The sequence below is a fragment of the Candidatus Kuenenia sp. genome (assembly GCF_039794105.1).
Taxonomy (GTDB): Bacteria; Planctomycetota; Brocadiia; order Brocadiales; family Brocadiaceae; genus Kuenenia.
In genome coordinates this window covers 14,441-38,519 of the sequence record NZ_JBDIWA010000030.1, presented here as the reverse complement: position 1 = coordinate 38,519, position 24,079 = coordinate 14,441, and the positions used below count along the sequence as shown (strand labels likewise).

Below are 24,079 nucleotides of genomic sequence, written 5' to 3'. Positions count from 1 at the left end.
TCAAAATTGAGAAAGAAAACGCATATCATTTTCATAAAACAAACGTATATCATTTATGCCATACTTTAACATGGCGACTCTTTCCACTCCCAATCCAAACGCAAAACCCGTATATTTTTCTGCATCATAATGAACGGCTTCAAACACATTAGGGTCTACCATTCCTGCCCCTAAGATTTCCACCCATCCGCTATATGAGCATACGCTGCATCCTTTGCCATTGCATAGAGAACAGGAAATATCCACCTCAGCGCTAGGTTCCGTAAAAGGAAAGAATGAAGGGCGAAGCCTCATTTGAACATTCTGTCCAAAATAAGATTTTATAAATTGGTTCAGCGTGCCTTTCAGGTCGGCAAAGCTTACGCTTTCATCCACCAACAAGCCTTCCACCTGGTGAAACATAAAAGAATGACGCGCATCTACCGTGTCCGGTCGGTAAACGACGCCAGGCGCAATGATACGAACAGGCGGTTTTTGCTTCTCCATAATGCGGATTTGAACAGTGGATGTTTGACTCCGCAACAATACATCTTCTTTTATATAGAACGTATCAAAATCCGTTCGGGAAGGATGGTCGGAAGGAATGTTCAGTGCATCAAAGTTATAATACTCCAACTCAACTTCAGGTCCGTAAGCGACCTCAAACCCCAATCTGGCAAAAACGTCCTTGATATCATCGATAGTTTGGGTGATAGGGTGTTTTTTGCCCACATCCGCCGGCTTTCCCGGCAATGTAACATCAAAAAACTCTTTTTTGTTAGCAGGTTTTTTATCCAAAGACAAGCTGTTTATTAAACCATCAAGCGTCCTGCACATTTCATCTTTTAGAGCATTAACCTGTTTTCCATAAGAGGCACGTTTATCCATAGGTAGTTTTGGTATGACTTTCATCAATTCACTGACTATTCCGGTCCTGCCAATATATTTCACACTAAGCTGCTCTGCCTCTTGCCGTGTTTTTATCTTGCCAACTTCATTATGAAACATTTTTTGAGCATCTTGTATTTTTTCCGGCATAATGAATAATTTCCTAATGTTTATAAAAAACACAGGCACGCCCATTCATTGTATTTCGCAAGGAATAAGCGTGCCTTATTTACACTAATTTCTGTTGTATTGTGGAAGAAATGTTTCCTGGAGTTATAATGTGCGGTTTTAAACTGTGAATGTATTGGGAAACTATAGAGACGCCCCTACTTTTCCTTTTACCATCTCCACTAAATTAGCAAAGGCAGATTTATCATTAACCGCCATCTCCGCCAACATCTTCCTGTTTATATCCAATTTCGCAACCGTTAGCCCTCGGATAAAACGGCTGTATGAAATCCCATGCTCACGGACAGCCGCATTAATTCTTGTAATCCAAAGACTCCGAAACTCCCTCTTCCTTACTTTTCTATCTCTGAAAGAGTATGCCATCGCGCGAATATACGTCTCGATGGCTTTTTTATATAAATTACCCCTGCCTCCCCAGTATCCCTTTGTCTTTTTTAACAGCCTCTTTCTGGATCTTTTTTTTGCACTTCCATTTGTAGCTCTCATATTACTTCTCTTTCAAAAAAAACAATAAAACGTGTAATTTATTCTTCTAACATTGCTCTCTTTATATTCTTGCTAAAACCCGGAGATGCTTCAATCTTCTTTCTTAGCCGCTGTTTTCTTCTTCCCGATTTTCCAGACATTAAGTGGCTCTTCCCGGCTTTTGGCCTTTTTACTTTACCATTTGCAGTAATTTTCACCCTTTTTTTAAGGCCTTTGTGTGGTTTTAATTTTGGCATGTGTGCTTTCCCCTATCAAATACTAAGAATCCCATTCTTCTCTATTAAAGTTTTTTTAACGCTTTAGTTTTTTGAAAAATCGCAAAAAAATACGGTTGTAGCTACGGACAAGAAGTTTCCCTGTACAAAATATATCTCTGCCTGCGCGTAGCAACCTGTCAAGGTTAAGCCAAATATGCGAATCGGGAACTCTCTACTTGTAAACCCTCACAGTATATACCCTTTTTTATTTTACTTTGGAGATAAAATAATCCCCATCCTTCTATCATCAGAAATGCGGTCTTTCTCTACCTTGGCAATATCTTCCAGTTCTACGGCAAATTGATTTAAAACACTATCACCCATATCGGAGTGCGCCCGTTCACGCCCTTTAAAAAGCATCATCACAAGCACCCGATCTTTATTTTCTAAAAATTTGCGTGCCTGCCGGATTTTTGTCTGTATATCGTGTTCACCTGTTTTGGGTCTGATTCGTAATTCCTTCAACTGAACCACTCGCTGTTTTTGCGTTTTCTTCTTCTTTTGCTTATATTTAAATTTGCCGTAATTCATGAGCCGGCAAACAGGAGGGTCTGCTTCAGGAGCAACTTCTACCAAGTCCATCTCCACACTTTTTGCCCGTCCAAGCGCTTCATCTATGCTGACGATCCCAACTTGCTCACTATTTTCGTCAATCAGCCTCACTTTTTGAACACGGATGCGCTCGTTAATCCTTAATATCTGTGAAATATATGTTCTCCTCCATAATTAAGATTACTTTTTCCCCCGTACCTCCTCCTCAACCTTGCTGATAAAGTCTCGAACAGGAAGCACCCCTTCATCCCCATTCTTCCTGCTGCGAACAGCTACTAATCCTTCTTCCATTTCTTTATTGCCAACAATCAATAAGTAAGGAATTTTTTGTAACGTGCCTTCTCTGATTTTATAACCAATTTTGTTGTTACCAATATCGCATTCTACCCTAAAATTCTTTAAAAGCAACTCCGTTTGCAATTTCTTCGCATAATCTATTTGGGCGTCTGTTATCGATAATATTCTCATTTGTATCGGCGCAATCCACAGAGGAAAATCTCCTGCAAAATGTTCAATTAAGCAGCCAATAAATCGCTCCATCGCACCCATGACCGTACGATGGATCATCACAACCCTGTGATGATAACCATCGGATCCCACATAATTGACGTCAAATCTTTCCGGAAGATTAAAGTCTACCTGTATCGTAGGGCCTTGCCATCCTCTTCCGATAGCATCCTTTACCTTTATGTCAATTGCCGGACCATAAAATTTCGCCTCTCCTTCCATACGTGTGTAATGTAACCCTATTTTCTCAAGCGCAATTTTTAACGCATCTTCTGCATGATCCCATACATCATCCCTGCCGATATACTTTTCTTTTTCCCCTTTCCCGCGGACACTCAATTCGATCTCATACTCATTAAACCCAAAACTCGACAGCATAAATTGGGCCAGCTTAATTACCTCTATAATTTCCTGTTCTAACTGATCAGGGGTACAAAATATGTGCGCATCATCCTGGGTAAAACCCCGCACACGTAATAAACCATGCAATACACCGGATCTTTCATACCGGTATACCGTCCCCAATTCACCCCATCGTAATGGTAAATCGCGATAACTGTGCAGCTTTGTTTTATATATAAGCACTGCAAAAGGGCAATTCATTGGTTTCAATATGTATTCGTGTCCATCGACATCGATAGGTGAATACATGCTCTCCCGGTAAAAATCCCAATGGCCGCTCGTCTTCCACAGATTAATCTTTGCTATGTGAGGACTGTAAAGTATATCGTATCCTCTCCTGAAATGTTCTTGTCTCCAAAAATCCTCAATGATGCTTCTCATTCTAGCGCCTTTAGGGTGCCAGAACGCAAGCCCAGCTCCGCCGTCTTCATGAAAGCTGAAAAGATCCAAATCTTTGCCAATTTTCCGGTGGTCACGCTTTTCAGCCTCCTCCAGCATCTTTAAGTATTTTTTAAGATCCTCATTGGTAAAGAACGCTGTGCCATAAATACGCTGTAACATAGGATTCGTTTCTTTCCCACGCCAATAAGCGCCTGCAACACTGAGTAGTTTAAAAGATTTCACCCTGCCCGTCTTCTGAATATGAGGACCACGACATAAGTCAACAAATTCATTTTGGCGGTAGAAAGAAACGGTATCGCCTTCAATGTCTCTTATAAGTTCCACTTTATAAGGTTGCCCGTTTTTTTCCATTTCTTTTACTGCTAACTCCCGGGGCACATCTGTTCTCTCAAAACAAATATCTTCCTTTAAGATCTTTAACATTTCCTCTTCGATCTTTTTCAGATCTTCTGTAGTAAAATGATGAGGACAATCAAAGTCATAATAAAATCCGTTTTCGATAGTAGGACCTATGCCAAGCTTTACCCCAGGAAAAAGTCTGCAAACCGCCTGCGCCATAATATGCGCTGCGCTGTGGCGGATTATTTCCAGGCCATCCTGTGTTTCTTCCGTAATAACAGAAAGAGAAATATCATCTTTTATAGGATAATTAAGGTCTACCAGAACTCCGTCCGCCCTGGCAGCCAATGCGATCCCTCCCATCTTGCTGTTTATGCTACTTGCGACTTCACCAATAGTTATATTATCTTCGAAATCCTTTTTCGTCCCGTCAGGTAATGTTACTTTAACCATATTTTCTATTTTATTTTTTAAAGCAAAGAATTAACTTAATACATTACTAATAAAAATGTTACGATTACAACAAATTAAATAATACGTAAGCTATTAATATTTAACCCCTCCAAGGGCTATTTTTCAAAAAAATAACATGTCATAAGATGTAGTTACCCAATTTTACCGATTGCCAGTGCCATCGGTCGCAAAAACTTTCATAGTTTAATTGATTTCATATTTAGTTTTCAAGTGTTTTCTATTGTTTTATTTAACGCAAATGAATAATGCAGCGTTATTCCAACGCATTGATAGTATTTTAGTAATTTGTCCCCTAAAAATAACGCAATGATGTAATAGCCTTCAGAGAAAATAGAATCTTTATTTATGTCAAATTTATGCCAAAAATATTCGACGCAGAACAATTATTCCTAAATTTTATGTATTGACACCGGCAACATAATTTTAGCATAATCTCTCTTTTACTTTACACAGGTAATGTATAAGGAGAAATATTAAATGCAGGAACAAACAATTGGAATAATTGGTGGGAGTGGCCTTTACGATATCGAAGGCATCACTGACGTAGAATCTTTGTCTATTGATACTCCATTCGGCAAACCCTCCGATAATTTTACTTTAGGAATTTTAGAAGGGAAAAAGGTCGCCTTTTTACCACGACATGGAAAGGGACATACCATATTGCCTTCTGAACTCAATTTTAGGGCAAATATCTATGGAATGAAAAGGCTGGGCGTTGAGCATATTATTGCAGTAAGCGCTGTAGGAAGTATGAAAGAAGAAATAAAACCTTTAGATATCGTCATCCCTGACCAGTTTTTTGACAGAACCCGTGGCAGAATAAGTACTTTCTTTGGCAATGGCATTGTAGGTCATGTAAGTTTCGCCGATCCTGTTTGCAATAACCTTGCCACACTATTACATGAATCAGCAAAATCCGTGAACGCCCGGGTACATAAAGGCGGCACGTATTTATGCATGGAAGGACCCCTTTTTTCTACACGCGCTGAATCACATGTGTATCGCCAATGGGGTGTAAGCGTTATAGGCATGACTAATCTCCAGGAGGCAAAATTAGCCCGCGAAGCTGAAATATGTTACAGTACACTTGCAATGGCGACAGATTATGATTGCTGGCATGAGGAAGAAGAGCCCGTTACATTAGAAATGGTCATCTCAAATCTTAACAAAAATGCGGAAATGGCAAAAAAAATACTCAAAATAGCTATTCCCAAAATTAAGCAAAGTAGGACATGTATTTGTGCTACTGCGGCAAAGGATGCTATTGTTACCAATAAAAACCTTGTCCCGGAAGAAACAAAAAAGAAACTGGATGTTATTTTCGGTAAATATTTACGATAGCAATATTAAACATATTCGCTTTAATCACTCGCCAGAGGAAGGGTTCTCATGCGTGCTGCTATCCTCATTCCAAGCCAGGCTCCAAAAAATAATAAAATTGACATTATTACAAAACTCGCCATGGTATTATAAAATTTTACCAACACACCCATACCCAGCACTAACGATAAGGTAAAGATAGCATCAGACCAATGGTTTTAAAGAGTATTTTTCTATTAATTTATCAAATAAATTTTCACCGTATCTATCTTGCTCAATTTCACCCTTATATTTTTTTAATAATTTTATTATGTCGTCGTTGCTAAAATCAGCATCTTTTAGGCTTGCTGGTGTAAATTCGGCATCTTCAACGTTACGTGAATATTTAAAATTTGCTTTATCAAGCTTTGCCATTTTAAAATTAGCTCGCCGTAGGTTAGCCTGAGAGAAATCAGCGTCAGTAAGATTTGTATTCGTAAAATCACTGAGATATAAATCTGCGTGAGCAAATTTAGCGCCTAATAAATTACAATAACTTAAATTTGCACTATAGAGGTTTGATTTTTGAAAATCGGCACGTTCAAGATCCAGATTCTTTAGATTTGCATTGCGCAAAGATTTCCCGGCTAAGTCTACATCCTTTGGGTTGATTTGCGTTGAACCCAAGGCAATCTTTATCGCCTCTTCTGACGCTTGAATTAAATCTTCATCTTTTTTCTCCTTTGCGTAATCCAATGAATGAGTAAGAAATGGAAGAGATGTCATACCATATGCAGAGAGCGATAGTATGATTTCTTTCTTTAGGGGGTCTGGTTTTTCAATAAAAATCTGCGTAAACAGATCCTTGATTTGATTGAGTTGAGCAACCTTAACCTCGCCCTCTGAAATTCCGATTGCATTATTTATTTGAGCTTTCGCAATTCTTTCTGCATTCGCCTGCTACTGCTCATTGACTCCGACTGTTACATAATAACTTGCCCCCGCAATTACTATAGGTGTCAAAATTACTCCACAAATTTCCAGCCAGAGCGGTTTGCTATTTTTTCCCATACCAGAGCCCTTTCGCATAAACAATGAAACATTTTATAAATTTTCCATCCCTGAATTTTAAATGCGTACATTTTGACTACAATTCAAATCGGAATTCAGGATTTTTTTGTCATAGCCCGACCATACCTTCCATTTTTCATTATCCTGATAATCAAAACCCCGGCAGGGCACAAGCGGTGTTTGTGCACAGTACACAAGTAAGTCTTCTTGTCCAAATAAACACAGCAGCCTCCCGTATAATTTTATTATCTTCAAAATACCTTAACCGAACTGTTGTTAAGGAACCCGCTAGACGTCAGGAAGACTCTGGCCGTTTTAAGACAGCCATCTCGTGACCGTCGAGCAAAATCCTGACTGCATGCCTTGAACCTATCTGCTCCACAGTCACCTGCTTTTTGGGACCCATGAGATTGAACATCTTCAGTCCCGACGGATTTAATTTTGCGTCTACAGTAATAAAATCATTCCTGGCATTAGCGTCCAGGTTCATAGCGACAATGACCTCAGTGTTGTCAAGTATCCTTGAATATGCCAGCGTGCACTTTCCATCAAAAGGGTGACCAAAATCAATTCCATTCCCCGAAATCTCCCGGAAATATTGTCTGCCGTAACGGAGCGCTGGTTCTCTTCGTCTTATATCAGCTATTTTTGCAATACTTTGATATATGGGGTTTCCCGGATTAAAAAAGTGATGTCCTGTGCTATCAAATGCCCCCCATTGACCGCCGAACATACATTCCCTGACATAGCTATCATTATCTCCACCACCATCAAAGCCCTGCTCCGTACCGTAGTAAATACAGGGCACACCCTGACAGGTCAGTAAATATCCGATAGCAAGGACGGCCTGTGCAGGGTAAGGGTTACGATGCATAAGACGACGGTATGGCCTGGCCATCTGGTCATGGTTGTCCACGAATGTGACAAAGTAACGGCCGGCCGCTCCGTGATCTGCATACTGCGTCCTGAACTGTTCGTACCGCTCTCGCAGGGCAGAAGGCTTGACAAAGCCTTTAATGGTCTCTTCCAGAATAAAATACAGGGGAAAATCCAGGGCGGCATCAAGTGAGGGGAAGCGCTCATTCGTCCCTTCTACACGGCTGTTACGTCCGATATAACTTTGTATAGTCTGGTCTTCTCCCACTATCTCGCCAAATATAAAAAGATTCTGTTTACCAATGCGCTTGGCATATTCACGTACTGCATTACAAAAGATGGCTGTTTCGCTCGATTCCATATGTTTTACCGTGTCAACCCGAAATCCATCGATATCTGCAATTGCAATCCAGTATTTATAGGCCTTGATCAGGGTATCCAATACATCAGGTTTTTTGATATCCAGCTCCTTTAAGCTAAGAAAGTCACCGTTGATGGCTTCGTCAGGATCACCCCAATTCCTGATCTGCCCCCTCCTCTTATAACATTCAAGGTTCTGAAGTTCTTCTGGCCAGATGGCGTCGTCTTCCTGAAATCCCGCTGCCGGATTAACCTCTCGCCAAAAACCGAAGTCAAATGGGTATGGTGCCTCTTTCCAATAGTAAAAGGGAAGATCGCCAGGATACGCCCAGTTATCGCCAGTGTGGTTGATGATGATGTCCAGAATTACATACATACTCCTTTTATGTGCCTGCCTAACGAGTTCCTGAAGGTCCTCCTTTGTACCAAACCTTGGGTCCACCTCCAGGAAATCCTGAATGCCATACCCATGATAGGTATCATTTTTCTCCCGGCGGTTTTTAAAGACAGGGCTCAGCCATATCGCATTGGCGCCAAGGCCCCGAATATAATCCAGACGGCGAATGATGCCTTTAAGATTTCCTCCCTGGAATAACCTGCCCTGTTCCGCGTCCCGGCCTTTGGCCGCAGAAGCGGGATCATATGCAGGAAGGTTTTGCTGATTATTATCGAACCGGTCCACCAGCATAAAATAAATAAATACATCCCGCCAATCGTGGGGTGAAGGAAAGACTTTGCCCTGCGGTTTGAAATCCAACTCCTTTACAGATTTAATTTTGTTTGCCATGTCTTAAACCCTCTTTTTAGTACCTTATCTTATCGGTAATTTATTCGCATTTTTTTGACAAGATATTTAATGGTAAAATCCGAAACAAGTTCTGAATTGGTCATTGGTCATTGGTCATTGGAAAGTTTGTGATGAATTTTTTAATCTGTGCAATCTGTGTAATCTGTGGTTCCGCCTTTAGTATTTTGCGTTTATTTGGTTCCTTGCCAGCTTAGGTATACGTGATTGCTATCCCCCATTTGTTAAGATTCCCTACATCCTGTTTGGCCATATCCATTATTTTGAGATGCCAATTTCCTTTGGCAGAAGTTCCTATAACAGATGCGAAGAGTCCTGGTTCATCACTGGAACGAAAACTACGAATAAGGTCTTTCTGGCTACCACCAGACCCATCATGAAGTATGATTTCATCACCTTGTGGCGGTTTGAGGATTACCCGCAAGTCACCACGATAGGTATGTTTAATATCAAGGGTGACTTCGATTTCTTTATTGATAACTTCCAGAGGAAATTTTATATCGTCTTCGGTTGCTCCAAGATCCGGAATTGGCTTGTTTACCCGATGTTCCATGAAAAGCACTTCTGGCAATCGTTCTTCACTATCTCCAGCTGCAAGGGCTACAGCTTTGTGAGCATTGATGCGTCCGTGACCATACCGCGGCGAGTGACCATTAACATACTGGCCATTTTCCAGATCTATCTTATCCACCGTATCCATAATGATACGCTTTACCGCTGCAGACGCCAGTTCTGCGTTGACCGAAAGAATGAGAGCAGCCAGACCCGCTGTTAAAGGAGTTGCGCTGGACGTCCCTCCAAAATCATTCGTATAGTCATCAGTAGAATAGCCTTTGGTACCACGCCTATCCGTTGTTACTATGCGTCTGCCAGGGGAACCGCTTGAAGGTGCGCATATAGTAAGCTCGGCGCCATAGTTACTGTAAGAGGAACGTTGATCCATGCTATTGGAGGCTCCAACTGCAATTACATCCGGATGCAAAGCGAAACCCTGATGTGAAATTTGTCCGTCTTTTTGTCCATTAAGCGGACGGTCTTCATTCCCGGCTGCAAATAAAATGACACACCCCTTTTTGTTCCAGCGCCCCTCGGTAGCAGCCTTATGTATGATGCCATTCATTTTGGTCGAAAGAGGAAAGTTCCATGCCGCAGCAGACCAACTGCAACTGATTACATCAGCATTATTGTCAATAGCATATTGAAATAGACTAACGATAGATTCATCAGATAGCCAGGCGGATGTGCGTACCGGCATAAATGCGCATCCAGTGGCCAATCCAACAACCCCCGTTCCATTCTCTTCGGCAACGGCCACACCTGCGCAGGCAGTACCATGATTGTCATCTTCAAAAACCGGATTGGGATCGAAATCTGCTTGTCCAAAATCCCTGGGAGCAACGATTTTCCCCGGAGCATTAAAATCAGGATGTTCCAAATCAAAACCATCATCCATTACACAGACTATTATGTCTCTGGACCCCCTTGTATAATCCCAGGCTTCTTCAGCCTTCACATCCGCTCCGGCAACCAATCCTACCCCGTCTCCTCTATTTTTCAGGTGCCATTGCTCCCGGTAAAGAGTATCTATTGGTATATGCTTAAAAGAAATCTGGAAACTCAGATCAGGCTCTGCTGTTACTATGTCTTTCCGTTGCTGAAGTTTGGCAGCAATCTTTAATGGATTTTCTTTAGAGGCGTCGGTAAGCTTAACCGTGTACCCATGCGGAAGAAAATCAAGTTCTTCCAATACTTCCAGGCCAAATTCGGCCAGAATCTTTTCTCGTTCTTCGTCCTTGACATTGGATTTAAACTGGATAGTCATGGTGCCTGTGGGAATCACTGCTCCGCCTGGGGTATCATCCAGGGCGTACATATGGGTTATCACATCACTTGCAGGAGCCTCCCGTAACTCGTCCATCGTCTCTTCGAGTTTCGCAGTCTCTTTTATTGTGAAGATTTCCATATTTTCTGTTGCCGCGGAATCTACATGTTCAATTTCTGCTTTTGAGCGTCCACAGCATGCCTCAAGCGCCCTTTCACTAGCAGCTTTCCCCTGTTTCAAACGCACCGCAAAATAACCCGGCAACTTTTTTAAAGTAACTTCCTGAAGTCCCCTTCTTAATTTAATTTCATCCATGTATTCACTCCTTTCTTAAAATAATTATATGATATTTGGTCTTTATTTGATGAATAGCAAAGCCTATCTTTTCCCGCAGTTTAAAAGAACATCATGTATGTTGCCAGTTTGAGATCATGCGTAAGATAAGTACCTTTAGTATGAAAAAGAATTTGTTTTATCCTCCCCTACTTTTGCAATATCATTATCAACATCAAGGTTGCTGAGCTTTTGCTCAAAAGGGATTTGAATGCTCCTAATATTTTTCTATCTTCTCCGCGTCATTTGCGCCCTTTGCGTACTATGAGGTAAAGAATTTTATGGCTATATCATCAGGCAAAATTCACCCCCCGGGATGCAACCCGCTAAATCCTCAAATAATTAAATACGGTGTTCCGGGAAACTCACTACCCGAACTAAGCTGAATGGCCTTCGGTTTCTGTGTGAAAGTGCGCATGATTAATCTCCTTTAGTTCGCTTCAAAGCCTCACCCTGGGCAATAACCTGCGGGAAAAGGTACCAGCCTTTTCCCGTCCGATTTCATGCCTTTGTTAGGCGGTCTCGGTGGGCAACCCTTCGCTTTTGTCTACCTAACCTGAATAAGGTTCATTTCTTGTCGAGTTGAACGGAGACCGGTACCGGCTTTGCGATACTATTGAAAACCGGGGAGTATTTCTGAGCCATCCTGATGAGGTCTTCCTTCTGATCCTCAGAAACATCTGCCTCGATGTTGAAGTACACCCGGATGTTCTTGTAGCCGACGGGAACCTCCTCTGATATTCCCAGAAAGCCCCGGAGATCCAAGTCGCCCTCATACCTGGATTCCACTTTCTTTACTTCGATTCCCCGAGCAGCAGCGTGAGCTATAAGGCTCGTCGTCAGACACCCAGACAGGGCCACGAGAAGATACTCCACGGGATTCGCTCCAAGATTCTGCCCGCAAAGAACGGGCGGTTCATCTATCTCAAAAGCCAATTGCACCCGTGAGGTATCTTCCTTTAGAGCACCATAGAAATCCTTGACATTCGCACGATTGTGTGTGCCGTCGACCCATGTGTTAATAGCACGAAATTCGAACTTAGCAATTTCTGGATTTCCCTTAATCTGCTCTATCGTGTCGAATAACTGGTCGACGTTGACTCCATTGACTTTCCTTTCCTGTGCCATTGGCTTCTCCTTTCCGAATGGTTTTGAAATTACTTGCTAAATGTCCTTAATCTACTGCCTAACAATGACTATACACTCCGTATAAAACTGCAAACAAAGACTGTCTCGATATATATAAGAACTTGCCGCAACTTCTTATCACATATTTGAACTTATTCCCTTTTATTATTTGGTTGGTTTGTTTTGGTTACTTGTCGGCGTTCCGTGTTTTTTACCTTTATAATTCTATTCTGATCTGTATCTCTTTCCGTATATATTCCACAAGCTCTAGGCCGGCGTCATCTTCCTCCATTACCACATCCAAAAGCACCACTGCTATATCGGGATATTCACGTATGAAATTCTTTGCTTCCTTCCCTGAATAAGCGCTGATGAATTCGAGGGTTTTTCCCTTATATGCATAGTTATCTAACGCAAATCGGGTAACGGTATGCACGTCCTTCTCGTCATCGACAACGCGGTTAGAAAATAATCCAGCAGCCACCATGATTCAAAGAGTCTGGTCCGATATATTGCCACCAACGCAAATGCTATCCAGTGACTAAAACAGTAGCCGCAGGATAGCAATTCACCCAGAAAGGCATTTCTCTTTTTTACCCATTCCCGTACTGGCATAAACAGCTTCGTCTCCGTTACAGTAAAAGAGATTGAGGCTGTAACAATTGACAACATAGCCATATCTTTCATTTTATTATCGCCTGTTTCAGCACCCGCTCCTGCAATGAGCCACTGGCCGTAACATATACTTTTTTTGTCCAGATATTCATTGCCATCTACAGTCTCCTATCTATACTTATTTTTAAGATGCGACCCCTTTACCCGCCCTCATATTGACCCTCAGGAGTGTTTTACCAACGTCTCTCCCACATCCCTGATTGCCGTGTATGCGCTCATTAGCAGTACCCTCTATACAAAGCTACATAAATCCCTCCGGAAGGTAGAAGCGCTCTCCTTCTCCGGGCATGTACACGCGCCCTCCCGGAAGTCCGCTGTAGTAAATGAAATATTTGCCAGCAATGTCCTTGAATACAGAGACGATTTGAGAACCCCTTGGTATGGGCTCGAAACCGGTCAGCAGTCGGACAGCCCTGGGGTTAGTCCGTGCATCCGGCGGAACAACTACATTAAAACCTGTCTCCATGGGCCGACATGGTACGGCAACTTCATAACTATCAATTGGGAAGAGGCCCGAAGCCTCCACTGCAAAATTGGCATATGGAGCTGCATTATTTACCATTTCCGAGGTGGGCTTGGTAAAATCATCATAGCAAGCTTCTCCTTCCTGGCAGCCTGGGGCTGCTTTATTTGTCTGCCAAGCTGCCGCCTCGATGAACATCCGTATTCTGGATAGATGCCAGTAGTTGAGAAAGAAATCGGGGCAAACGTACATGCCTGCTTGGGACCCTGAACACAATGTAACATCCGCCCCGGTAGGGCATGATACATAATTCACATAACATTCCCTGCATAAAGGGCCGTTATAACAAAGCACCCACACACTGGGTAAATAATTCTGTATCTGTTCAAAGGTCTTTATTATGTTTATAATTTGCGAGCTAGAAGGACAGTGGAAATGACGGTCCACTTGGAGGATGGTTTGTGACCGTAGGGCTCTTAGTTTAGAGATAGCCTTACTGACGCAACTTACTGCCAGCCTTCGCGCCTCTGCGATGACGCTACCCGGATCGGCTACTCCGGTGTTCCCGCTAGTACAGCTTTTTGCTTCCGCATGGGGTATTCGACATCGTGGCTGGCCACCGCTTCCCCCGCGTTGGAGTTGAATGGATGGAGTGCTTGTTCGGTACAACATCTCCACATCCGCCTTTTCTGCCTTATTAGAGGTCGCGTCCGCCTCCTTTTCAATGAGACCTTCTTGCCTGCTCTTTGTCACCGTTTCTAAAATATTGTTACTTCCTCCTGTTTGCTGGACCACATGCGCCAGCTCATGGACCAGGAGCTTTCGGCCCTGCTCACCACTTGGATCGTACCGACCTTCCGCAAAAACAACGTCGCGGCCCACCGTGTAGGCATGGGCACGAACGGCCTGCGCCGACTCCGCCGCCTTTGCATCCGTGTGCATCCGCACCCCGCTGAAATCGTACCCGAAGCGTGCCTCCATCAAGGCGCGAGTCGTCGGGTTGAGAGGCTTACCAGGTGAGCGCAATACTTCGTTGATAATAGGCACTACCAAGGTCTCTTCCGGGTCGCTTAACTGGACGCGCTTGGGCTGCAAGCGCTCATGTTCCTGGCCCGGCTGACCGGCCTGACATTTGGGGCACTCCCCACCGCAGGAGCAAGTCCGCTGTGGCTGTGGTTCAGGCATCCGCATCACTTGCTCCGCCACCCTGTCCGCTTCCTGCTCATAAATATCATTGGGCTGGCCTATCCTGAGTTTGGCCTGGATCAAGCGACCTATAGCCTGGTTCCCAATCGCTCGTTGGAGTTGCAAAAGCGGGTGGGCGGGAGTCCGGCTCGTCAACACCGGCTTAGCGGTAGGATGCATTTCCCTTTTATTATTTGGTTGGTTTGTTTTGGTTACTTGTTGGCGTTCCATGTTTTTTACCTTTATAATGCTATTCGTTCAGTAAATTCGTTAATGATCAATAAATCCTTTCGCAGCGTCAGTTAGTGTCAGACAGCGAGTAACCAAAAATGCAGGGCAAACAAATTCTATATTTCAATTTTCAAATATTCAAAACCCGGTTTTTTTCATTGGGATTTTGTATTTTGGAATTTGTTTCGTATTTCGTGCTTCGTATTTTTTATCTCGTGCTTGTTTGGTTCTGGCTATGCCAGCTTAGGGCCTACATCTACGAATGATCAACCACGCAATAATAATTAATAAAATAATTATGATAATTAAGCAGACCCACCAACAGGTAATGGCCTCGGGCTTAATTGGTTTGCCCTGAATTACAGGGGTCACATCTGGTTGTCTTTGAGTTTTGTCATAGCTAAGCAGGCGGGAATAAATGCCATTGTTATAATCGATAACAGGGCTTGCCCACTGACCTCCCGTCGTGTAAAACTGAATTTGATCGGGATACCCTGGTCCGAGATACCCGCTAAATTTATCACGGGGTATTACATAGTACTCTTTTAGTACAAGATTACCGCTTTGCTGATAGATACGTGAACCAAAATCCGTTTGATTCGGGTCAACCTCAACCCGCACATATTCAGCAAGAGTCTTAACCCTGCTGAACGTACTACCCGAAGGTGAAATCCCGCTCGCTTTAAACCGAAAGATATAACTTCCTTCATACTGGGTATTCAAAAATTGCAGGGTATAAATGCCATCATTTGGTGTCACATCGCCGTGCGTACCATCATCGTAAAGTTCTATGCCAGAATCTTCAATAAAAACCAGACTATCTTTATTGCACAGTTTAAAGAGTGTGTCAATTTTCGCAAAACGGTCTGGTTTTACATCTATATTTGGTGGCTGTGTAACCGCGGTTGTGAAGACACCTGTCATTAAACCTGTTTTAATCAAATCTATATCCCAACGAATGGGTGGAAGTGACGGTGGCTGCGGTTCACAACTATCAGGGGTGTGTACCGAAACGTATGTACCAAAACCTTCACCCGGTCGCTTAATAGTAACAGTTACCTTTACCGGGTGGTTAACCGGATCATGGATTACCGGAACGCCAGCTTCATTCAGATCTGCGGTCAAAATGACGTCCATGCCTGTTCCATGTACTTTTTGATCAATAGCGAATCTGGCGCGAAGATTAAGATCGAGCATGACAAACTGACGATCTGCTGTAGCTAAGGGATTACCCATTCCGTCAACGGTGCGCCAGGTCCCCGCTGGCGGGTTGTTGACGATGCAAATGGCGTAGCCAACCGTGGCATTCTCCACCGCTGAAACATCACACGCTACATCGTTCCAGGGGTCACCGGGGTTAACTTTCTGCTGCAGACTAAAAGTTACAGCGCCTGCAGGATTTGTCCATGAAAGAATGACAACTAGTTTACGCTCACCTGCATTGACACTAAATTGAGTGCCACCAGGATCGGAAGAAGCCAGATTCATTTGGTAAAGCTCGTCTAAAGAAGAAATAAAGGTCTCCTTCAAATCTTCAACATCTGTAGTAATGTTGTAGGTCGATCCAAACTGGCCTGTGAACGCATTTTTGATATTCGTCAAAAGCGCAGTATCTACCCCCCAATCTTGACCCAGGGCAACTGTATTCACCTGCACAAGGGAGTTTGCACAGATGCCCCAAGCCCCTAATGCGCAAGGGTTATAGTTCAAGTGAGTCGGTAGAAGTGGCACATCAGTTATGGGCCGGTTGTGTAAGCCATCGCTGAGTAAAAGCACCACCCTTTGTGTCTCTTCTACTCCTGTGCCCAGGGCAGTAAAAGCCGCATCCAGACCTTTGCCGATTGGCGTATAATAATCCGACATGGGAGGTGAAACTGCGGGCATAGCATCGGTATAGTTCCCCAAAGGAAAGGCCGGAATCTGAACAAGTGGCTTTGGAGTCGTTGTTTGATCTGTGTTAGCACCATTGTTCCAGGAGAATGTCACCACACCAATTTTGTCCTCAAAATACGTTGCATCGCGAAGAACCGCCATGGCGTTTGCCATAAAATTAGCGGCCTTTTTTGCGTTATCCCATTTGCTTTGAGAAAGCATGCTGCCGGACTGATCCAGCACTATCATGTACTCGATTGGATAGCGTGTCTTCAGATTTGCCCAGGTTGCCGGCGATGCTGGAAAAGGGTCAGGCCAGGAGGTCTGATCACTGGCGTCCTGGTTTGTAACTAATAAGGAAAACCCCATAATTGCCGGCAAATCGGATAACCCCAAATCACTCGCGGAAATCGTTACTTCTGCAGCCCAGCCTGTTGCAAAATCAGGTGGTGCACCACCGGTAGAGTAATCTTCGATGTCCAGGTTTGCACCAGGCGCCCATGGCACATCTCCACTACTGGTAATTTTACGGTGATCTGCATTGCCGCGTTTAATGCGAAATGTTATGTCATCCGTAGTAGTGGCATGGTTATGTAAAGGATCAAAATAAAGTTCAACCCGATCGGAAACATTTAAAAGTGTATCGTTAACAGAAATCAGAAAGTGCAGGTTGTTACCGCTCCTTTTGAAACGGGCTTTTGCTTGAAAACCAGCGGTGCTGAGGTCTTTGGAAGGGGCATCTGTCCATTCCATTCCGGTAAGTATACCATCAATGGACACAGAACCAGGAATTGGAGTTACAGTATAGCAATCATTCGCAGCACCTGCGCCCCCAACAGCGGTCAAAGGACATCCTGCCGTTGGCTGATCCGCAAGAACATTTCGCAGTGTCAAAAACAAGATCAGAAAAATTATCAAGCAATATGGCCGTTGAAGAGACAAAGCGAGTTGTATACAGTTTAGTCTCTGAGCCTTCATGTACGTTCCTCCACAAAAATGATAGTTATGCAATGACAATAAAATTAACCCGAATCTCCACTGCAGCGCCGCCCACGACTGGACTGCCATTGATTTCAACAAGCGTTGCAGTTGAAACAATCTCTCCGGTTGTTCCTATTGGGGGTGCTGATGCCGGAGGTTTAGGGCCATCAACCCTGGCAAAATAGTCGGTAGTCATGTTCGGATTCACCTGTACATTCTGGGTAGCGGGAGATGCCTGAAGCGGACTCCAACCGGTTGTATCTGCAACACTTGGGCTGATATAATGACTGATACCATATGTACGAATTTCACTGACGTTGTCATTTTTAATCTTGAACAGGATGTCACGTCCGGTTGTTCGGGTCAAATGGTTCTGTCGAATTTCAAGTTGACCCTGAGTATTGAGACGTGTATCCGCATAGAAAAAGAAAGTTCCCACAGGCGGCTCTACCCCGATTTGGAGCGTGATTCCAGGTTGCGGCGAGCGGACAAGAGGGTTACGAGCTGCAATGGCCGTTACCGTGAGGATCGCTTGTGTTTCGGCTGCGTTTGGAGTCACCGTAACAGTAATGCTTGTCTTGCCGCCAAGATTAGTTAAAGTCACGCTATTTTGACTTACTGATAAAGTCCACGAAGCAGCAGAAGCTGTTTGTATACTAAATTCCTCACTCCCTAAAGGAGAAGTAACCTGGCTTTCCACCTCGAAAGTAAAGGCATAAGCCGAGCCGGCTGCAAGCGCTTCAAATGGAATAACCGAATTATAAAATACGTTTACAGTCCCTTCCGGCAAGTTGGTGACCGGCGCGGAAAGGAAACCATTGAGCTCCTCCTGAGCAATAACCGCTGCCAGCAGATCTTGATTGTCCATGGCTATTTTTAGACCCTTGATAAAATCAGCAGCGCTCCCGTCCAGGTAGTTGCGGTACTGGATGATAAAATCCTGGATAGCGGTATCGCTTGCAACGTTACCTATGGATTCCAAAACATCAAGAAAATCATTTTGTACATCATAAAGTCTGCTCATAAATTGTAAGGCATCTTGATTGTCCATGTTGCGGGAGGCAGTTTGCACTTCGCCTATGTGGGCCCGGTTCATAACTTCCTGCAAGGCGATGAGTAAAACATTTTCATCCTGAACCGATGCGGTCTGATGCGGTAATTGCGCCTGTCGGAGTCGTGCAAAGAGTGAGGTTCTAAGTCCTGTCAGCATCGCAACGAAACGGGTTACATCCAGCATCTCTAAGCCCATTTGGACAAAAAGCGGAACTTTAAGATGCTCCGCAAGTGTAATGCCGGTTTTTCGCAGGTCAATGATCATATCCGAAGTAATACCCGCCACCGCTGCCCGGCGTTTAAGTCTGGCCAAAGGCAAGTAGCTATGTCCATTCTCCCTAACGATCGAAGAAAGGTCGTTGGCGTTTTCTCTGACACGCACAACCCATTCGCGCTTAACTCTAACCGCCGTTTCAATACCAATGCGATTATCAATAAGGCGGGGATCACCTCCGTCACTTCCCGTGACTTCCTCTTCCCATGTATCTAAATAAACCATATCGGTACGGTCGGCAACGGGAGTTGTCAGGGTGGGAAGCCCGGCCACGCCAGATTGGGTTTGGTAGGTAGTGATGTTCTCGTTGATTACCAGTAAGCCATCGACCATGACAATTCCTGCCGCAACTGAAAAGTTATTTTGTCCACTCGTAGTTAAAATTTGAAATCCCTGATTTCCAGCGGGAACACCACTGCCGATAAAGTAACGGATCATGGCCAAAAGTTCCGTCCGCCGTATGTCTTCCAACTCGTTCCAATCCGCATCCAACACCGGCACTCCTTGCTGAAGCCTGATGCCAACATAATGCGCGGGATTCGAAACTAGTTCCCCTGTAATCAATTGATGCATTATATTGGTTAGTTTGAATGTGTCTCTCGAAAAATTGCCCATGGTTTTCTCCTTAACTCTATCACAGTTATAGTATATATTTTGTTGCTGCGCTTATTGGCAAGCCGTCAACCGTTTTTATAATACTCACAAATACAGTCGCACCACTCTGATAAGTGTAGCCGATGCATCTTTATGAATAACCGGATGCCTGATACAATTAATCATTTGGTCGGCGCCGCCAAAAAGACCAAATTCCCGTAAGGGATAGGTAGTCAGGGGTGCTGCCAGAGGTGGAGGATAGCCTGGTTCTAAGGTAGCAGTAATTTGCAATCTGTTGGTTGGCCCCGGTACTTCAACATCATTTTCGTCCAGATAAACCAAAGCTAAGTTCGAAACAGGAATTGCCGGGGTGTGGCGATTAACCAAATCAGTCGTTGTAGCGGGATCCGGATTGGGCGCTCCATTTGTATCCCACTCTTCCAACCCCCTCCCAACGGCCAGGTACTGAATTCCGTCCGATGATTCATTTTTCATAAACCCCGCCAACAGTGTTCGACATGTATTTACAATGGTATTCGGGACCCAGCCACTATCGAAGAGGATGGCATTATTTTTATCTTTCAGTATATCCCGATAGATACCTTTAATTGCAGCGCCAATTATTTCCATAGATTACCCTCCTGATTTTAAACCAATGTGCCAGGTTCTAAATTTTGTGTCTATTGGTGTTGATGAAAAATCTAACGTTTGGTGATCAGGATATTCCTCGCTCCAGGAACGCAACCAAATCCAGTCTGGCACTGTATCCTGATGGCTGTCAACCAATCCTGAATATACTTCCAGCGCAGTGGTAGCGATGATATCAAAGAACTGTTCTTCGATAAGGCGTTTTTGCTCCGCATTCGGAAAATCATAAGTGTAAATCAACTCTTTGTATACTACGGGTTCAATAATAAAGACGGTTCGCACCTGAATCGGCAAAAATTGCTTTAAGACCTTTTTAACCAACGTCTGATTGCGATTAATAAGGTCTTTATCTTCGGTAAAGGGTGTTAAGTAAATTCCCACCGTATCACGGGAGTACCAATCTTTATCAGTCTGCTGCCCATTCTGCCCGGCATCATAGGTATAGGATTGAAAGTCCCCGAACTGGCCTCTCAGGCTGATCCTGGCAATATTGTGAGTATCCACGGTAGTACTGCCGGCGTAACGAAAATCCACCGTTTCCGTGGCGCGATAGACGTTGCTGGTATAGGTCAAGCTTTCGTTGGAGCGGTAGATAAGCACCGTCTTATCGTTAATCGCGAACGGCAGGGGATCATGTTGAGAGTAAGGATTGCTGGTGATCTGCCCGGCGCTTTCCCAAAGATTGGCCACAAAATCCTGTAACGTGCTGCGCCATACTGACCGGCTCCCATCCCGGGTGGAACTCATGAAGAGTTCGATGTTCCCTGTCGCATTAACAAGTGCAGATGGCTCACGGTCGTCATAATTCGCATCCGGCGGTGTTTTCGGAAAAAGTTGGATTGTACTCCAATCACTTATAACCGTGGGGTCAATATCCTGCTTCACCCGAAAGGCAATATCCCAGCGTGTTTGACCAGGTACGCCGGAAGGCTCTCTGCGAGCCCAAAAAACCCAAAGACGATGCGTGGCATCTGTAGGATGAAAAAGCACAAACGGGGCGCTTTGAACTCCTGGATCATTCCCGCCATCCAATGGGAAACTCACGGCGAAACTCCAGGCAGCGCCATCATGCCGGTTGTACTGCAACTGCCAGCGAATCCCCACTTTCTCCAGCCAAAACAGCCACAAGCCGCCCGCACTGTCAACTACAGCCCAAGGCGTCTTACATTCATTTGTGGTGTTAGTAAAGGGTGCATTGGTTTCAATCGCAGACCATGCTTCTCCGGTTCGGGTGCGGAAATGGATATGTGTCTTCTGCACGGCCTCATCATAAACGTCCCAGAAAACCCACAGCTTTCCACCTTGCACCACCGCGGCAGGATGCCTATCGAGTTGGGCGCGATTGGTGAGAGGCTGGCTCGGCGCCCATTTGGGTTCCCGATCCTCGCGATAGGTTTTATACCATATATCCCACCGGTCTTTCCGGAGAGTATGATAGAAAAGCCAATGGGTCCCATCTGCGTCCCGGGTGGATGTTGGCCTGCCCTCGTAGGCAAAGTTAAGCGAGAGCGGTGCAATGGGCTGTGACCATGCTCCGCTGCTATCTCTTTCCTGTTCCCAAAGGTTCAACCGTTCCGGCTGGTTGGAGAGAAAAACGTTGTGCACAAATTCTTTCGTGCGGCTTTCCCAGCCGCTGAGGCGCTTTATCGTGGCTTCTGCTGTGGGAATAATGCCAGTCGTTTTATACCAGGCAAGAGCGTTGCGCAACTCATTGCGCTGGCCTGCAATTTCCAGCTTGAAGTCGGTATCCCATCCTATCCATTGGGCTAGCAGTTGCAATAAACGGCCATCGACCCGATCAATGTTATACAGGTTCAGCATGGCCCTGGCAAAGCTGTAAAGCTGATCGAGATGGCTGCCCGGAAGATCCAGAAAACGGCGCAACTGTCCTCTTTTCTTATCCTCTTCCGGCATCTCACCGGGGAATGGCGGTTTCGGCAAAACCGTATCGTAACGGTGATAGATGGCAGGTAATAGCTCCATCATTTGCCCGGCCTGATTGTAAGGAGCGGTAGCCATTGCGGAGGCACGGTTGTGAAGATCAATTTGGTATTCCGGCGGATCACCCCGATAGGGAAACAAGGTGTAGTAATACACCGTCTCGCCCTTGAGATTTTCGTCTACTGCATGATACAACCCTTCACCTTTTTCATTTACTGCGTAATGCAATCCAACCCCTTCCGCCACTACGATACCATCTGTCGGTGATATTGGATGGGTATCCTCGCGTCGCATAACGCGCACACCAGGAAATTGAACAAGCTCAGGATTGATCCATGTCAGGTCTATCCTGTTCCCGGCAGGACGAGGTATCGCTGTAATTTTTTCCAGCCGCATGGTTAGATTCCTCCCTCGAGCTTTTCTATTTTAATCCCGCCAGCATACGCCGGCTCATCCGGCATAGTCGGTATTTCGTTGCTGTCTAACAACAGCTTTCCGGAACTCTCGAAATTTTCAGGTGGCTGGCCTTCATTCGGCAGCTTGCCTTCACGCCGAAATTCGGTGATATTCACAAACTCCACGCCTTCGATGGCTTCAATCGCCTCGAAAAATTTACTGAGATAAATCGTCTGCCCAAAATCGACATTCTCAAAAGCGAGTAATTTCCCGGCTGCCTGTTTGACTTTTTCCTTAATAACCTCCTGGGAGTAAAAACTCTGCACCCCGACCGTTGCTGTAACATAGATTTTCACGTAATCCACATCTTTAATTTCGATGATTGTTGAAACCGGCCGTTTATCCTCAAAATAGGCCAGCAAGTTGGCTTCAAGCACGTCGCTCACCTGTCCTCCGCCTTCCGGCGCCACAAACAGCGTGACGGTGTTCCAGTTAGTTTTTTCAGCACGTACCTTACCAACTCCTTTGAAGTTAAGAGACAGGGCTTCATAATCATCTGCTGTCACTGCACGCTTGAGGGAACGGAAGACGCCAGGCGCATGCATAACGGCATGCTCGATGCTCTCCCGATTCGCCCCGCCAGTGGCTGGTTTTGGATTCGCAACCTTCGCTCCCAGCAGCGCTAATTGGGAAGCATCTACAATCGTCTGAATGGTATTAGCAGCAACGTTTCCATGATTTCCTCCTCCTACACGATATGTGACTTTAATGACAGTTCCACTGGGAGGGATGGCGCCAAAAGCGCCATCCCCAAAAAAGATTGTGGCACGATCTTCTTCGTCGATTTCAATAACATAGTCCTTTTGTCCCTCACGACTGAAGGCAAGGCTTTCCTGTAATGTCCACTCTTCGATAGTCCCACCTAGTTCGGTGATCAGGGTAATATCTTTATTAATCGCCTGGCCCTGCCCCAGAGACCTGAGGATCAGACCCGGGTGCGCCAGTGAAAACTTTTGATTTGGTGCGCCATCTGATGTGCCAAGAATCTCATTTTTCACCAGACGTCCTTCTTCGACAGAAATCAATCCTTCAAAGTTTTTTTTGCCTGAGACTATGGGAACGGTACTGAAATCTATAGAAAATGGCAGATCACTTGTATACTCAAAGCGGACACTGGGTTTATCCTTCTGGCTCTTGGTGGCGAAGGCGTCTCCTTTGTTGATGGTGATAATATCATTGTTCGTGTCTGGCGCCGTAATGGTTATTTTGAGTTTGGCAGATGCAGGCGCAGCGGTGGCAAGTTTGTATCCTATCAGTCTCAGGTGATGAATAATACTGCGACGCGTCCGGGCTGTGCCCAGGAAACTCTCGTTGGCAATGCGATCCTGATAATAACTCAGGATATCACCCATGTGGGCAAAGAGCTGTAACAGAACGTTCCCAAAATCGGCCTCAGACTGAAATTCTTTCCACTCCGGGAGCTTATCAGGGATCAGATCCCTCATAGATTGCAGGAGACTACCATAGTCGCGGGCCATATAATCGACAACCTTGCTCCCATTCAATTCCTTTATCTCAGCCATTGTTTCTCCTTTAC

At 44.7% G+C, this 24,079-nt stretch carries 17 protein-coding genes; 1 reads left to right on the top strand and 16 read right to left on the bottom strand.

Features of this window, described 5'->3' with window-relative positions; all coding sequences use genetic code 11:
* The 5 genes from pheS to thrS all read right to left on the bottom strand — a co-directional run bounded on the left by pheS (position 1) and on the right by thrS (position 4,454).
* Positions 1 to 1,017, bottom strand: a complete 1,017-nt coding sequence (gene pheS / locus ABJL82_RS12910; protein ID WP_347275106.1) for a phenylalanine--tRNA ligase subunit alpha — start codon at positions 1,015 to 1,017, stop codon at positions 1 to 3.
* A gap of 162 nt (positions 1,018 to 1,179) precedes the next feature.
* Positions 1,180 to 1,542: a 50S ribosomal protein L20 gene (gene rplT / locus ABJL82_RS12905; protein ID WP_347275105.1), complete on the bottom strand. Its 363-nt coding sequence runs from the start codon at positions 1,540 to 1,542 to the stop codon at positions 1,180 to 1,182.
* A 38-nt stretch (positions 1,543 to 1,580) separates the two neighbouring features.
* Positions 1,581 to 1,778: a 50S ribosomal protein L35 gene (gene rpmI, locus ABJL82_RS12900; RefSeq protein WP_295103190.1), complete on the bottom strand. Its 198-nt coding sequence runs from the start codon at positions 1,776 to 1,778 to the stop codon at positions 1,581 to 1,583.
* A 231-nt stretch (positions 1,779 to 2,009) separates the two neighbouring features.
* Positions 2,010 to 2,489, bottom strand: a complete 480-nt coding sequence (gene infC, locus ABJL82_RS12895; RefSeq protein ID WP_261345363.1) for a translation initiation factor IF-3 — start codon at positions 2,487 to 2,489, stop codon at positions 2,010 to 2,012.
* A 42-nt stretch (positions 2,490 to 2,531) separates the two neighbouring features.
* Entirely contained in the window at positions 2,532 to 4,454 is a 1,923-nt protein-coding gene (gene thrS, locus ABJL82_RS12890; RefSeq protein WP_347275103.1) for a threonine--tRNA ligase, read from the bottom strand.
* A 498-nt stretch (positions 4,455 to 4,952) separates the two neighbouring features.
* Here thrS and mtnP point away from each other — a divergent pair, with 498 nt between their 5' ends.
* Positions 4,953 to 5,816, top strand: a complete 864-nt coding sequence (mtnP, locus tag ABJL82_RS12885; protein WP_347275102.1) for an S-methyl-5'-thioadenosine phosphorylase — start codon at positions 4,953 to 4,955, stop codon at positions 5,814 to 5,816.
* A 183-nt stretch (positions 5,817 to 5,999) separates the two neighbouring features.
* On the opposite strand, the gene ABJL82_RS12880 is transcribed toward mtnP, so the two are convergent.
* The 11 genes from ABJL82_RS12880 to ABJL82_RS12830 form a co-directional block, all read right to left on the bottom strand.
* On the bottom strand, positions 6,000 to 6,560 hold the full coding sequence (locus ABJL82_RS12880) for a pentapeptide repeat-containing protein (RefSeq protein WP_347275101.1): 561 nt from the start codon (positions 6,558 to 6,560) through the stop codon (positions 6,000 to 6,002).
* Between the two features lie 580 nt (positions 6,561 to 7,140).
* Complete coding sequence (locus ABJL82_RS12875) at positions 7,141 to 8,868, bottom strand: alpha-amylase family glycosyl hydrolase (RefSeq protein ID WP_347275100.1); 1,728 nt, start codon at positions 8,866 to 8,868, stop codon at positions 7,141 to 7,143.
* A 211-nt stretch (positions 8,869 to 9,079) separates the two neighbouring features.
* Positions 9,080 to 11,023, bottom strand: coding sequence for a S8 family serine peptidase (locus ABJL82_RS12870; protein WP_347275099.1), 1,944 nt, complete (start codon positions 11,021 to 11,023; stop codon positions 9,080 to 9,082).
* 585 nt (positions 11,024 to 11,608) lie between these two features.
* A complete protein-coding gene (locus ABJL82_RS12865; RefSeq protein ID WP_347275098.1) occupies positions 11,609 to 12,169 on the bottom strand; it encodes an OsmC family protein in 561 nt (186 codons plus the stop codon).
* Positions 12,170 to 12,386: 217 nt separating this feature from the next.
* Positions 12,387 to 12,656, bottom strand: coding sequence for a hypothetical protein (locus ABJL82_RS12860; protein ID WP_347275097.1), 270 nt, complete (start codon positions 12,654 to 12,656; stop codon positions 12,387 to 12,389).
* A gap of 429 nt (positions 12,657 to 13,085) precedes the next feature.
* On the bottom strand, positions 13,086 to 14,492 hold the full coding sequence (locus tag ABJL82_RS12855) for a DUF4157 domain-containing protein (RefSeq protein ID WP_347275115.1): 1,407 nt from the start codon (positions 14,490 to 14,492) through the stop codon (positions 13,086 to 13,088).
* 474 nt (positions 14,493 to 14,966) lie between these two features.
* Positions 14,967 to 17,573: a choice-of-anchor X domain-containing protein gene (locus tag ABJL82_RS12850; RefSeq protein WP_347275096.1), complete on the bottom strand. Its 2,607-nt coding sequence runs from the start codon at positions 17,571 to 17,573 to the stop codon at positions 14,967 to 14,969.
* Positions 17,574 to 17,598: 25 nt separating this feature from the next.
* A complete protein-coding gene (locus ABJL82_RS12845) occupies positions 17,599 to 19,518 on the bottom strand; it encodes a DUF6519 domain-containing protein (protein ID WP_347275095.1) in 1,920 nt (639 codons plus the stop codon).
* A gap of 84 nt (positions 19,519 to 19,602) precedes the next feature.
* Positions 19,603 to 20,127, bottom strand: a complete 525-nt coding sequence (locus tag ABJL82_RS12840; protein ID WP_347275094.1) for a hypothetical protein — start codon at positions 20,125 to 20,127, stop codon at positions 19,603 to 19,605.
* A 3-nt stretch (positions 20,128 to 20,130) separates the two neighbouring features.
* Positions 20,131 to 22,482, bottom strand: coding sequence for a hypothetical protein (locus ABJL82_RS12835; RefSeq protein WP_347275093.1), 2,352 nt, complete (start codon positions 22,480 to 22,482; stop codon positions 20,131 to 20,133).
* A gap of 2 nt (positions 22,483 to 22,484) precedes the next feature.
* Positions 22,485 to 24,065, bottom strand: a complete 1,581-nt coding sequence (locus ABJL82_RS12830; RefSeq protein ID WP_347275092.1) for a baseplate J/gp47 family protein — start codon at positions 24,063 to 24,065, stop codon at positions 22,485 to 22,487.
* Positions 24,066 to 24,079: the final 14 nt, after the last annotated feature.